Source organism: Pseudomonas fluorescens NCIMB 11764 (genome assembly GCF_000293885.2).
GTDB lineage: Bacteria > Pseudomonadota > Gammaproteobacteria > Pseudomonadales > Pseudomonadaceae > Aquipseudomonas > Aquipseudomonas fluorescens_B.
In genome coordinates this window covers 4,300,752-4,314,072 of the sequence record NZ_CP010945.1, presented here as the reverse complement: position 1 = coordinate 4,314,072, position 13,321 = coordinate 4,300,752, and the positions used below count along the sequence as shown (strand labels likewise).

10 protein-coding genes and 3 pseudogenes are annotated in these 13,321 nt (G+C 52.8%); 7 read left to right on the top strand and 6 right to left on the bottom strand.

Annotated features, from left to right (window positions below):
* Positions 1-145 precede the first annotated feature (145 nt).
* Complete coding sequence (locus B723_RS19790) at positions 146-2,911, bottom strand: AAA family ATPase (RefSeq protein ID WP_425311827.1); 2,766 nt, start codon at positions 2,909-2,911, stop codon at positions 146-148.
* A gap of 428 nt (positions 2,912-3,339) precedes the next feature.
* On the opposite strand from B723_RS19790, the pseudogene B723_RS32415 reads away from it, so the two are divergent.
* The 4 genes and pseudogenes from B723_RS32415 to B723_RS19770 form a co-directional block, all read left to right on the top strand.
* Positions 3,340-3,645: pseudogene (locus B723_RS32415) on the top strand (TolC family protein); the annotation flags it as partial.
* A gap of 36 nt (positions 3,646-3,681) precedes the next feature.
* The gene (locus B723_RS19785; RefSeq protein WP_017338525.1) at positions 3,682-4,218 is read left to right on the top strand and encodes a redoxin domain-containing protein; all 537 of its coding nucleotides are present in this window, start codon (positions 3,682-3,684) and stop codon (positions 4,216-4,218) included.
* A gap of 17 nt (positions 4,219-4,235) precedes the next feature.
* Positions 4,236-4,763: a DsbA family protein gene (locus tag B723_RS19780; RefSeq protein ID WP_017338524.1), complete on the top strand. Its 528-nt coding sequence runs from the start codon at positions 4,236-4,238 to the stop codon at positions 4,761-4,763.
* 519 nt (positions 4,764-5,282) lie between these two features.
* The gene (locus B723_RS19770) at positions 5,283-6,383 is read left to right on the top strand and encodes a low temperature requirement protein A (protein ID WP_017338523.1); all 1,101 of its coding nucleotides are present in this window, start codon (positions 5,283-5,285) and stop codon (positions 6,381-6,383) included.
* Positions 6,384-6,614: 231 nt separating this feature from the next.
* Here B723_RS19770 and B723_RS19765 read toward each other — a convergent pair whose 3' ends face one another.
* From B723_RS19765 to B723_RS34175, 3 genes and pseudogenes are all read right to left on the bottom strand, one after another.
* Complete coding sequence (locus B723_RS19765) at positions 6,615-7,430, bottom strand: CmcJ/NvfI family oxidoreductase (protein ID WP_017338522.1); 816 nt, start codon at positions 7,428-7,430, stop codon at positions 6,615-6,617.
* A 319-nt stretch (positions 7,431-7,749) separates the two neighbouring features.
* Positions 7,750-9,057 carry an OprD family porin gene (locus tag B723_RS19755; RefSeq protein ID WP_017338520.1) on the bottom strand — a complete coding sequence of 436 codons (1,308 nt, stop codon included), beginning with the start codon at positions 9,055-9,057 and terminating at the stop codon, positions 7,750-7,752.
* Between the two features lie 346 nt (positions 9,058-9,403).
* A pseudogene (locus B723_RS34175) lies at positions 9,404-9,599 on the bottom strand (hypothetical protein); the annotation flags it as partial.
* 400 nt (positions 9,600-9,999) lie between these two features.
* Here B723_RS34175 and B723_RS19750 point away from each other — a divergent pair.
* On the top strand, positions 10,000-10,983 hold the full coding sequence (locus tag B723_RS19750) for an LLM class oxidoreductase (RefSeq protein WP_017338519.1): 984 nt from the start codon (positions 10,000-10,002) through the stop codon (positions 10,981-10,983).
* A gap of 109 nt (positions 10,984-11,092) precedes the next feature.
* Here B723_RS19750 and B723_RS34170 read toward each other — a convergent pair whose 3' ends face one another.
* Together B723_RS34170 and B723_RS34005 are read right to left on the bottom strand one after the other, a co-directional pair.
* Positions 11,093-11,362, bottom strand: coding sequence for a zinc-binding dehydrogenase (locus B723_RS34170; RefSeq protein WP_425311826.1), 270 nt, complete (start codon positions 11,360-11,362; stop codon positions 11,093-11,095).
* A gap of 45 nt (positions 11,363-11,407) precedes the next feature.
* Positions 11,408-11,629, bottom strand: a pseudogene (locus B723_RS34005) (cation:proton antiporter); the annotation flags it as partial.
* A 587-nt stretch (positions 11,630-12,216) separates the two neighbouring features.
* On the opposite strand from B723_RS34005, the gene B723_RS19740 reads away from it, so the two are divergent.
* Positions 12,217-12,960, top strand: coding sequence for an SPOR domain-containing protein (locus tag B723_RS19740; RefSeq protein WP_017338517.1), 744 nt, complete (start codon positions 12,217-12,219; stop codon positions 12,958-12,960).
* A 70-nt stretch (positions 12,961-13,030) separates the two neighbouring features.
* The gene (locus B723_RS19735; protein WP_017338516.1) at positions 13,031-13,321 is read left to right on the top strand and encodes a DUF6388 family protein; all 291 of its coding nucleotides are present in this window, start codon (positions 13,031-13,033) and stop codon (positions 13,319-13,321) included.

Here is a 13,321-nt window from a genome sequence, read left to right as displayed (position 1 = left end):
GCCTTTCAGAATCAGGCTTTGACACGATAACCCTCCACACTTGCGTCTTCAGTCTGCCGGGCTCGTCCAGGCATTTGAGGATCCAGTACACCACTGCACGTCGTGATCAACAGGCCTGCTCCCAGGTTCCGTGAGTGTGCTGGGGCTAAGTCCCAGTCTCCGCAGTAGGTGCTAGATCATCTGGCTGGTCTGGCGGACTACTCTTTCCGGAGGTCTTTGGCGCATCCACCTCCACCTTATTGAAGACCACTTCCCTACGTTCCGTGTCGTAACCCAACTCAACACTGTCGCCGGCTTGCAGCTTGCCAGCGAGCATTTCCTTCGCAAGCCGCGTTTCGACGGTCTGGCGAATCTGACGTTTCAACTCGCGCGCGCCAAACTCTGGCTGATAACCAACGTCCGCCAGATGATCAATGAGTGAGCCATCAACTTTCACTGTGATGTTCTGTGCAGCTGCGGTTCGAATGACCCGATCAAGCTGAATGTTCACAATCGATCGGATGTTGTCACGGGTAAGGGCATGAAACACGATGATGTCATCAATACGGTTCAGGAATTCGGGACGAAAATGCCCTTTCAAGACTCCCATCAATTCATTACGTAACGCTTTTTCCGTAAGGCGTTCATCTTCAGGGCGCTCGAGATTCTCCATGATGATGGGAGAGCCCAGGTTACTGGTGGCAATGATGATCGTATTGCTGAAGTCCACAACACGTCCCTTGCCGTCCGTGAGACGCCCATCGTCGAATACCTGCAGCAATACGTTGCTCACATCGGGATGCGCCTTCTCGATCTCGTCGAGCAGAATCACACTGTAGGGCTTGCGGCGGACACGCTCTGTCAACTGACCGCCCTCGTCGTATCCCACATAACCGGGTGGCGCACCGATCAACCGAGCAACTGCATGACGCTCCATGTACTCCGACATATCAATACGAATGATCGATTGCTCGTCACCAAACACCGTTTCCGCCAACGCTTTGGCAAGTTCAGTTTTGCCGACGCCCGTAGGGCCAAGAAAGAGAAACGTGGCAATAGGTCTGTTCGCCTGACCAAGGCCGGCTCGAGACAAACGAACGGCATCGCTGACCGCGAGAACAGCGTCTTCCTGTCCAACCAGCCGCTCACGCAACGTGTCTTCCATATTCAACAGTTTTTGACGCTCTTCCTGCGTAAGCTCGGTCACAGGAATACCGGTGAGACGGGACAGCACCTCGGCAATTGATTCCAGGGTCACCTCAAGGGTTTCGGAACCTGTCTTGCGCTGCCAGGCTTCTGTTTCCTCTCCCAGTTGCGCTTGTTTTTGACCAATGCGTTCTTCGAAGCCTTTGGATTCATCAAAACGTTTACGAGAGGATGCATAATCCTGTTCACGTTTAAGTTGCGTGATTTCGGCTTCCAGCTCCTGGATGCTGGCCGGCCTTGACGAGGAACTGATTCGAACGCGGGCCGCGGCCTGATCGATTAGGTCTATGGCTTTATCCGGCAAATAGCGCGAGGTGATGTAACGATCCGACAGCTCTGCTGCCGCCACAAATGCTTCATCGGCGAATGTGACTTGATGGTGAGCCTCAAGCTTGTCGCGCAGCCCACGCAGGATAATGATGGTCTGTTCTACGGTGGGTTCGGATATCAGCACAGGCTGAAAACGTCGTTCAAGCGCTGCGTCTTTTTCGATGTGCTTTTGATACTCATTGAGTGTCGTCGCACCGATCAAGCTAAGCTCTCCGCGTGCCAATGCGGGTTTGAGTACGTTGGCAATATCGAGGCCGCCCTCCTCACCACCCTGCCCCGCGCCAACGATCGTATGTAACTCGTCGATGAACAGAATAAGCTCCGAGCTTTTTGCGGCGACTTCATCAAGCAGTTGCTTGGCTCGCTCCTCAAATTCACCACGATATTTAGAGCCCGCAACCATTGAGTTCAGATTGACTTCAACAAGCCGTCTGCCGCGCAGGATCTCGGGCACATCGCCCTTTACTATTCGTTGTGCAAGCCCTTCAACGATGGCTGTCTTACCAACGCCAGGTTCGCCGATAAGAACCGGATTGTTCTTTCTGCGCCGCGCCAGCACCTCGATGGTATTTTCGATTTCCTGCGCGCGCCCCAGTACGGGATCGAGTTTGCCCTCACGAGCCAGTGACGTCAGGTCGCGACCGAACTTGTCGAGTGTCGGTGTTCCCGTCGGGGTGTCGACTCGCCCGTCCTCAGCCCCCTTACCTACCACCTTGACCACCTTCTGCCGCAAGGCTTCAGGCGTTACGCCGTATTTTTTTAACAATGTCCCGGCAATACTTTCTGGTACAGAGGCAAGCCCGATCAACAAATGCTCTGGGCCAACGTACGAATGTCCTAAATCACGAGATGCCTGGAATGCAAAATTGAAAACTTTCTTTAAACGTGGCGAAATGCTCATCTGATCCACCGGGGCCTGGGCCTCCGCTGTGCCCCTCTGAGCATGTTGATCAACGTAGCCTTTGATCTCGTCCGGAGAAAGCTTCAGCTCCTTAAGCAACGCCGTACCAACATCGGTATCCGCAAGCACATACAACAAATGCTCAGTATCGAGCTCGCTGCGGTTAAACTCATGGGCTTTCTCACCCGCGCGTTGCAGGATTTCCAGCGTCTGGGAACTGAATGCATCGGTTGCATCGACAGATTCTCGAGGCACTTGCGCAGAGAGCCTGAAGTCATCACCCGCTTGATCCTTTGCTCCGCCCATGCTGTCGAAAAAGCGGGACACACCCCCGCCCAGTAGAGAGTCGAATGGATTCAACATGCTTTGATGGCGTAAGAGTTGACGGTAATCGTGGTCGCAAATGGACATTGTCCTGGCTTGGCCATTTTGCGATACGGTCACTCGCGCTACAGCGGGTCTCGCATTACATATTTCACAGAGAGTAGCCATGATGAGTTGTCTCCAAAGATGGATAACACGGACTCATTCGGATGGATCTACGTCCCCGTAAACGATGCTCAAGACATAGGGGCATGAGATCCGCAATACGCTGAGATTGCTCAGGAAGACGATTACGTTGGAGGGAATGGCAGTCTCGGCAGACGACGCCATCCAATAACGATAGTCGGATCTCATCAAAACACGCTATGGGCGATCCAGGATACCGACGAACGACGTCTGATAAATTTGTGCTCAAAAATACCGCCAGTCGTAAAGCACCAACTCATCAGCAAATGAGGCTATGGAATCACCAGCGTGATCGAGCAACGCTTCGATGTCGGAATTCGCAGGGGCGAATCGATCAGCAAGGACATGATTGCGGTTCGCACCAAAACCATCGGATAAAAAAGCCGTCGAAAATGACAGCAAAAGAACGAGCGCGCGAGGTCTTGCCGGCATTGGAGGAAACGGAGAACGCGTTCAGCGATTACGGCAAGCGCCAACAACGACTATAGTCAGTGGTGCGTCAGAGCGAATCCAGCCTTTCCGCTACCAACCTGGCCTCAATCCAATACCGCGAAGGCACGGCGGATCTCCTCGTGCTTCTTGATGCGGATCGTGAACGTCTCGCAACCGAAGACACTCAGGCTCAGGCCTCGAACGAGGTGTATCGAGGCATCGTCGCCATTTATAAATCACTTGGCGGTGGATGGAGTTATCCCCCCGGGCAAGTCGTATCCCGCTGAGCAGACCCCAACCGCCCATCTATAAGGGCTCAAGCCATGCACACTTCAGAATTGGATGATGCGAAAGAAACGAATGGCGACCTGGTTCAGGGGCCGCTGCCGGCCGGCACTGTCGCGCCCGACTTCACTCTGTACGCAACCCCTGATCAGCAGTTGTCGCTACGCGAGCTAAAGGGAAATCCCGTGATACTGGCGTTTTATCCCGCAGACTGGACTTCGGTTTGTGGCGACCAACTGACCTTGTACAACCAGTTGCTACCCACATTCAGAGAATACGGTGCGACGCTACTGGGTATCTCGGTTGACAGCGCTTGGTGTCATCAGGCCTTTTCCAAAGATCGGAATTTTCACTTCAGCCTGCTCGCCGATTTCGAGCCCAAAGGGGCTGTGGCGCGACAGTATGGAGCGTACGACTCCCACCTGGGAGTTTGTAAGCGGGCGTTGTTCGTGATTGACAAGGAGGGAGTGATCGCCTGGAGCTACATCTCACCAATGGCAATCAATCCGGGGGCGGACGGCATTCTGGATGCGCTGGATGCTCTGGCGAATTCATCACAAAGCACGCCAACCTAAAATTAACAGGTGATCCCATGGCCACTCTCAAAGTCCCGGTAAGTGCCAGCGACCATCGCCAGGGAAGTGCGCATGCTAAGGTCACACTGGTGGAATTTGGCGACTATGAATGTCCCTACTGCGGTTTAGCGTATTGGGTCGTCAAAAAGCTACAGCAGCATTTTCGCGATGATCTGCAGTTTGTGTTCCGTAACTTTCCACTGACCACTGCTCACCCGCATGCGATGGGTGCAGCCGTCACCGCTGAGTATGCCGGGAGTCGAGGACTCTTCTGGGAGGCTCACGACGAATTGTATGAAAATCAGGATCGATTGGGCCTGCCGCTGTTTCGGGCCATCGCTTTAAAACATGGCCTCTCCGACGAAGAACTCTATCTTGCCATGCAAGACGGTACCTACGTACCCAAAATAAAATCCGATTTTAATGGCGGCGTACGCAGCGGCGTGAATGGCACCCCAGCGTTTTACATTGACGGGCTTCGCTATGACGGGGCTCCGGAGTTCACCGAGATGAGTCAGATGATTGAGCTTTCGTTAGTGAGTTGACGAAATCGCTAGATAGTGAAATCGCTTGGCATCACCCACACCGTAGCCGAGGGTGAACGTGCCCCATTGCGCAGCGCACCAGGTGTGCGTTCGATAATATTTCAATACGGGAGATTGAAGAATCCACGGTGCTGCCAACGATAAGCATCGCTCATAAAGCAGCGGCACGAAAATATCAGCCCAGCGAACCGAGGACATAAAAAATGGCGATGTTAATTTTTGACAGTTCGGAAGATTCCATAGTCGAGGCCCGTGTCCTGGTCGAGGCGCTGAATGAATGGTTGGCGGAACAGCAGCCCAGTTGCCCGCTAAGGTCCGCCCGTGCGCAATGTTGCTATCGGCCCGATGGCACGCTGGATTCTGTATTGACCGTACTAACAGACGTGGTGGTGGACTAGGTCAGGTGTTGCACTCAGTTTTTGCGATCGCCCCCAAGGTTGACGCCTATACCCGTCCACCCGTTCGCTTATCCGTTAGTTTCCTTCTACATTAAAGAGGTTCACACGGAGCCAGCAGCGAATGAAATCTTTGAAGTATTATGAAAAAAATCGACACGCCACATGGTTAGAGTTGTTTTTTGACCTGATTTTTGTTGTTGCAATTGGCAAGGTTACGCATACTCTTGGACATCTTCATCATGGCCACTTTGAACAGGAGCAATTATGGACATTTTTACTGCTTTTTGTTCCATTATGGTGGATCTGGTCCAGCCACACGATTTACTCAAACAGGTTTGATACAGACAGTAACCTTCACCGCTTGGCAACATTATTTTTAATGTTGCTGCTCATTGTGCTGTCTGCACGGATTGGGGAAGAATTGGAAGTAAACTATGCGCTTGTTATTGCCTGCTATTTTGGTATACGTGCCATCATCAGTATTATGTACATTTCGTCCATAAATAAATTCGATCACCGTAGCGAATTCTCCTCCAGGCTTGGCTTCGCCCTGTTAGTTAGCGCAGTTGTTAGTCTTTCATCCATTCTTTTTGACCCACCTATGCGTTACCTTGTCGCTTACATTGGGATTTTACTTGACATTCTGCTCCCTTTGTTTTCTTGGGGTAAGCTAAAGCCATTGCCTGCACATACAGAACACTTGGTTGAACGACTAGGTTTACTCACCCTCATCTTATTGGGCGAGTCGGTAATTAGCCTTTCTGGAGGGTTATCTGACATTCAATGGGATCGTTATAATGTGATGGCAGCTATCACCGGATTTATCATGATTTGCAGTATCTGGTGGATCTATTTTGATAGCTTTTACCTACTGAGCAAAAATGAAAGTAGTATGAGTGGACACTCCTTAATCTACTCGCACCTTTTTCTATTTATGGGGCTAGCACTTCTCGCAAATTTGATCAGGCATGCGATCCTGAATGACATTGCGATGCGCGATTTCCAGATTACGTCAATCATCGGCATGGCCTTATTTTTCTTAGGCAAGCAATATGGCTACTTCATAGCGGTACCTAAAATAAGGAAATACATACTACAAAACACCTTGATCGTGTTTTCTCTAGGTGGGTTGGTTATATTCCTACCCCGCGTCGAGTACATATTGGTCGGCCTGACAGCAACCATGATCTGCTATGTTTTCCTAAATTTCAGGTATCGTTGAATCTTTATAATTAAGCCATATCACGGGTGGATCAGCTATCCGCGCGCACCAAAGACTCAGCAGCTGATTGTCGAGGACTGGCGCACTGCGGATCGTGCCGAATGTGGTTAGCTGTTCAAGCCCTTCACCCAGTCGCTATACATCCCTACCAACGAGAAGCGGGTGGTCGCCTGGTAAAGCACGGGGGGGGGAACACCGCGCGGCGGGAGGCCCGCGCCAAGCGGCAAAAACCTAATCAAAGAAGGCCAGGGTGCGAACTTCGATACTCTCGCGCGGCGGGGCTCCCGGCGGCGTATTGGGGTCTTTGAAGGCGGTATGGGGCGTGAAGCGGGCACGGCCGTCGTGACGTGAGTCATACCCCTTGATCAGCAAGACTTCGTCACGGCGCATGTCCGGAAAATAGTACCAGCGCTGTTGCGGATTGTAGGCCAGGTGGTAGATCTCACCGATACGATCCGGATAGACCAAGTCGGTGGCCAGCAGGTCATTGGAGTTGAGCGTCGAGGCGTCCAACACGGCCAGCGGTGAGCGCTTGACGGGCCCGCTCATCGGGCGCCAGAGGTTAATCTGGGCCACCGACACCAGTGCGGCGGCTTGATCCTGACCCAGCACGTCGCGAATACGCTCAGGCCCCGAGCGGTCGGTGTAGTCATTATGCACACGGCTGGCTGGACCGCGAATATCCCGCCGTTCGGCGTCGCTGCGCCTGGTGTGGTCGAAGATGACGACCCGGCTCGCGCCCGTCAACTCCTTGATCAAGGCCTTGACCTCGTCATAGTAGATGCTTTCCACCAAGGCATCGTCGTAGAGGTCGTCGACCACCGTATCCCGCCGATGGAGTTCAAACCCCTGCTTGTCCAGAGACAGGCTGCCTGCCAACGGACGACCGTTGTGTATCGTGACCTCGCGCTCCTCCTGTTCGGCAAAGTAGTGCGGTTCACTGTCACCGGTCAGAGCCTCGGTATGCACATAGGGCTTCGCATCGTGCTTGACCAGGTAGGTAAGTGTCGTGATGACGCTAGCGGGCGTATCAGTTGTGTGCTTCAAGTAACACCTCCCGGTCTGCTGACCGCTTCCGGCGTGGTGTCACCGTGGCGGATCTGTAACTTGTACGTAGACACCTTCCCGCTCAATCGTATGCCTTCGAATGGACACTATCAAATGTAGCCCGAGGTGCATGGCACCCGACCGGTAGAAAAGGACCACTCTTACCTCGGCATCGACGACCAGCTTGACCATGACTGGCGTGTCGCACTCCGGGTCTGCGCCGATCATGAGCATCCGATATCCCGGCCCGCCCTTTACAATCGTTTGTCTGCCATAACGGGTTCGGACGTTGGTTGAATCAAACTTCCCGCACCACGGTCTAGAGAAGCGGAATGCTATAACTCACAAAAACTCGATTCTGATCTACGTTTCGAGATGCTTCGCTGTTGGACTTGCCGTTACGCCAGCCGAACCCGACGCCTTTGAGCGCTCCGGATTGAAAGACGTAGTCCAGACTAATGTCTCTTTCCCATTCCTTTTGGTTGTTGCCGAACGTAGTTTTAATATTATCACCGGAGAGGTACATGACCGAGCCTTTCAGGCCAGGGACACCCAGAGCGGCGAAGTCGTAAGCATACTGACCGAAAGCTGTGCGCTCGCCTGCGCGGGTGAAAGTTTGGATCAGGCGGTCTGTATACAGGTACAGGCTTGCTCCACCGGCGCCCTTGTCTGTCAGGCTACCCTGACTGAGTTGAGTGAAGTTGCTGCCATCCGACACACTTTGGTACCCCGCAGTAATCGCGTGGCCACCCAGTGTATAAATCAACGCGGCACTCCAGGTACGGTTGTCGATTTCTCCATCACCGTTTTTGGTGTAGCCACTAACTCTGTAGCCTGACGTACCGGAGCTATTTGCACCTGACGAGTCAGTTTTGAAGTAGCGCAGGTCGGTTTTTAGGGACTGATTGTCCGAGATGGCAAGGGTGTGAATCAATCCCAAAAAATGCTGCGTATAGTAGTTATCGAGGCCGGCGTAGTAGTACTGAGCTGTCAGATCCTTGGTGACTTTCCAATCGCCCCCGGCGAAGTCAAACTGATTGCTTTCGCGCGTACCACCAGTAACGGCCAGCCCCGTCTGATCGCTCGAACCACGTCCTATTGCATGTTCGATCCGACCTCCAGTCAAGGTCAGGCTATTGAGCTCGCTCGAGGTGATTTGAACGCCCTCGAAGGTTTGCGGAAGCACGCGCCCATCGTTGGCGACCAGAATTGGGAGTTTCGGAATCAAGGTGCCGTAGCGAAGTTCAGTTTTCGACATTTTGACTTTTCCGGTCAGCCCCAGCCTGCTCCACTCGTCGACGGCACGGTTGTCACTGTCAGAAGGCATCATGCTGCTGCCGACATGCCGTCCTTTGCCGCTGTCCAGGTTAACCCCCAGCAACCCCAGGCCATCGACACCAAAGCCAACCATGCCGTCGGTATAGCCCGATTTGAAGTCCAGCATGAAACCCTGCGCCCATTCTTCGGTTTTGGTAGGGGCGGCAACGCCATCGCGGTTGTCGTTATTGAAGTAGAAGTTTCTCATTCCCAAGGTGGCTTTGCTATCACTCAGGAAGTCAGCATGCGCCTGGACACTCAGGGTGATACTAAGAAACACCGAACTTGCAGTTATTGTTTTTCCACTCATTTATATGGCGCTCCATTTGTTATTTTGAAGTAATAGAAGCAACGCAAAATCTTCCAGGCCAACGCAATGCACACGAAGGAACGGTAGATAGTGTTCAGGTATATTTAGATAAATAAGCTAGCGGCCTGAGCGGTTAGTTATTGCATTGAAGTCATGCCTCGAAGCGGAGTCTCAGCGCTACTCATTTTTTCGCGGCTCTTGTTGTTATGCAGCGCGATAGCATTAGTGCCGAGTGTGTGAGAAAGGCGCAGAGAGTGCCTTGCCTGGGGAGATGGAGTTCTGCGTTGGGGTCTGAAAATTTATCTTATCGTCTGAATTTCAGGACTGGGGCCGGACACAATTGCCGGTCGAGTACCCAAAGGCTCAGCGGGCTGACCTGACGACTGTCCTCTGCCGCGGGTACAAATACCGGGTGAGATAATCCTTTATCCGGATGCTCCCAGCGCACACTGAAAAGATGTTGCGCCCTTGCTGCTTAGCTTTGTACATAGCCACTCAGCCTGCTGGATCAGTTGCAACGGCTGCTCGATGTGACCATCGCTCCAGCATGCAGCAAAAATAGCAACCCGAGGCGCGCCGATCACGACGCCCAAGGCCCAGACTGCGGTGTAACCATCTGCGACTGGTACCGAGACGGACGACGGACATGGCGGTTCCGCGCAAAGCCGCCTACGCTTGTTGGATGATCCCCTGCTTTTGCTCAGGCGATGTATCGGGCTGAAGAGACCTGATTTATTTTGACCGTCCGCTCATCGCCAATCCGGAACTGCCCGCGAGTACTGCCTGCAACTGGCCCCTCACTCCGGTCGACCCGACCAGCATGTACGGCGCTACGGGCAAAGATTGCACCCACTACCCCACCTGTCGTTCCCAAGCGACCGATGCCGCAGCGCCTCTGGAAACAGGGGCGCTGTTCACGTTCTCCCATTGAGGAAGATGAGTATGTATCGGCCGAGCACGATTCCTTATCAGGAGCATCGAGGGTTCAGCCGAACCTTCACTCCGGGTCATTTGAGCCTGGGATTGTTCTTTCCTTTGGAGGCCTTCGATGGGGACACGCCGAACATGCTCAACCAGGTCGCATTGGCCAAACGAGCAGAGGCGCTGGGCTTCTGCGCGCTCTGGTTTCGCGATGTGCCTCTTCGGGACCCTAATTTCGGTGATGTCGGCCAAGTCTTCGACCCCTGGGTTTACCTGGGCTATATGGCCGCTCATACGTCGGAGATAGCGCTTGGTACCGCATCCATTGCCATCCCGTTACACCATCCTCTGCACACGGCCAAGGCATCAGCCAGCGTCGATCAGTTGAGCGCAGGTCGCTTGATTCTGGGTGTAGCTTCCGGCGATCGCCCAGTGGAGTTTTCGGCTTTTGGCGTCGATCCCGAAAGGCGCGGAGACATCTTTCGAGAGCACTACGAGGTGATTCGCCAAGCCCACAGCACCAGCTTTGAGCCCATTCGCTGGAGCGGTGGTGAGATGCAGGGTGCAGACCTCATTCCGAAACCCACAACCCAAGTCATTCCAATGTTCGTGACCGGCAATAGCCGCCAGTCACTGGATTGGATCGCGCGCGAAAGCGTCGGATGGATCAACTATCCACGCCCACCGAACATGCAGCGACTGATCGTGGAAGATTGGCGGCTGGAGGTCATGAAGCAATGTGGTTCCGTCTATAAGCCCTTCACTCAGTCGCTTTACATCGACCTCGATGAGAACCCGTCCACGCCGCCCACTCGCATTCATTTGGGGTTCAAACTTGGACACTACCATCTCCGTTTTTTGCTGGAGTCGCTTGAGGAAATCGGAGTGGACCACGTTATCCTGAATCTCAAATACGGAAAGCGCCCTGCTGCGCAAGTCATTGAGGAGCTGGGGACTCACATCGTTGCGCAATTCGGAGTACAGCCTCGTTCTGAAGCGAACTGAAACCAATACGTTACTGGACGGATTCATCGTCCACTCTGCGACATAAAAAATGGCAGTGATGCCGCAGGCGGTTCAGAGGCCCGCAAGCGAGCCCGCCCGAGGAGTGAAGTCAGAAACCTTCTAGAACGATCTTGCCCCGGGCCTTGCCGCTCTCGACCAGCGCATGGGCACGACGCATGTTGGCCGCATTAATCGCACCGAAGTGCTCGCCCACAGTGGTCTGCAGAACACCTTGGTCAATCAGAGCGCTGACGTGCTGCCCTCTCGGCTCGGTAATGTCACCGCGTTCCGAGAGAACTTGCATAACCAGGGCCGTGGAGGTGAGTACAAAACTCGCTGCGCAGACAAATGACACCTGCCAAGGGAATCCAAAAGCCATGCCGACAAAAGTGAGCAGAACAGCACAGACCACCATCTCCAGTCCAATCACAAAAAGAAACATCGCCACACCCAGCTCGGCCACCTCAATGATGGTGTGGGGGTTATTGATCAGTTGCAGTCCGAAGGGGCCAATTATCAGCCCTGCCGCCAGATAACCGACCACTGAGCCGAGCCCGATGCGTTTGAGCAGCGGCACTGCCACCACGGCGGCGGCAAGCAAAGTGACGACAGCAAATAATTGTCCGACGTTGCCTTCAGCGGCCATAGCATTGACCCTCATCCCACATCAGGACCGGTAATGCGTCCACGGCCAGGCGTGTTGAGCAGAGCTTTCAATCTGAGCGCTCATTTCCGCGAACTCTTCAGGACTAAGCACAGTATCTGGAGCGTTCTCCAAGAACTCTCTGCGGTAGGAATGGCACCTGAAGTGTAGTGCAGCACATCGGCATCGTTTGAAAGGGTGACAAAAAATTCAGTTGCTTCTCCCCTTCCGTACCGTAAAGGGCCGGCTAACAATCCTTTCATTTATACCGAGCGCGCAGGCTTGGCTTGAATCTTTGGCCAGGTACTTTGGCCACGATATTAACCTTAAATACAAGTGTTTTAATTGGCCCTCATCAAATCCATCTGATACGGTTTTTTTTCGATTACCTGAGCCTTTTTCGTCAACCTACAGTCTATAAAGTGCATGGCCGATGTTCTTTAAAACAACAAAAAGCAGCCAACTAGTTTTGGCTCTTGGGCACACTGACGCGCTCAAGAACGTAGACCATCCCAGGATCAACAATAGACCCATTTTTTATCAGAAAAAAATGGGACAAATAACTTTTCATTTGATTTGGAGAGGGTGCCGTGCGAAAGCTTGGCTTGGGTTTCCTGGTAACTGGCGTTTTTGGGCAACTTTCAGCACTACTATGGACCTACACGTCCACAGGACCAACTTGTCAAAATAACGTCGACAATTCATACATCCAGCAAAAAGTGACAACATTTGAAAAACTACTTGATGACACCGCTAATAAAGTTGCGACAGAGCTCAGTGCAAAAGATTCCGACGGGCTCACGCACCTTGCAGAAAACGAGCCCCCTTTACCCGATTCAATGGAGGCTGACGCCGTACAGTTCTTGATCGAAAAGACAGACGAAACACCGGTACTTACGCTGTCTTCATTGCCCACACAGGTACACAAATGGACAATTATTCTCAGCGGTCTGATTGCTTTTACCGGCCTGCTCTTGGCACTCTTCGCCCGCAAAAAAACCATTGAGCCGCAATGGCATGCCTTTCGCACCGAACCAGGTTCGCTAATCACGCTGGAACGCCCGTGCCTGACGTGCGGCGGCTATATTTTACACGCTAAAAAAGTAGCTTCAACGACGCCTTCATCCGGCCTATGGGTGGTCGAAATTGCATTGAACACACCCAGCCGCCATCGCGCAGTAAAAGCCATTAAGCAGCTGGAGTTACCGGTAGCGCGTAAAGAAAACAACTTTGTCGTCATCGGCCCGTATCAACAAAAGCAGGACGCGGCCCGGGTCGTGAAACAGTTGAGTGAAATTCATGGTGTTAGAGGATGGGTGATGGCTGGGAATTGACTAAATCCTGTTTGGCGCTGCACTCATCTCCACCAAGTATCTACCTATTTCATGGCACTAGAGAGTATTCATGATCGCAAAAGAACTTAGAGCCGAACTCGCCCTGAAGAAATTCCTGGACGCCAACTTATGGATCCAACTTGAGCTCAGCGAACTGAACTACAGTCTCGCTGAAAACTGCGGGCTCTCGCCAGAAGAATATCGCTTTAAGTTTCTGAAAGAAGCATTTGAAGCAGAAGCGGACGCTCACGACTGCGATTACTGGGACTTTATCCTGCAGTGGGTAGCTGAAACCATGGAAGAGCTTGAATTGATGCGCGAAGAACGCATGAAAGAGATTTATGACTTTATGGACAATTAA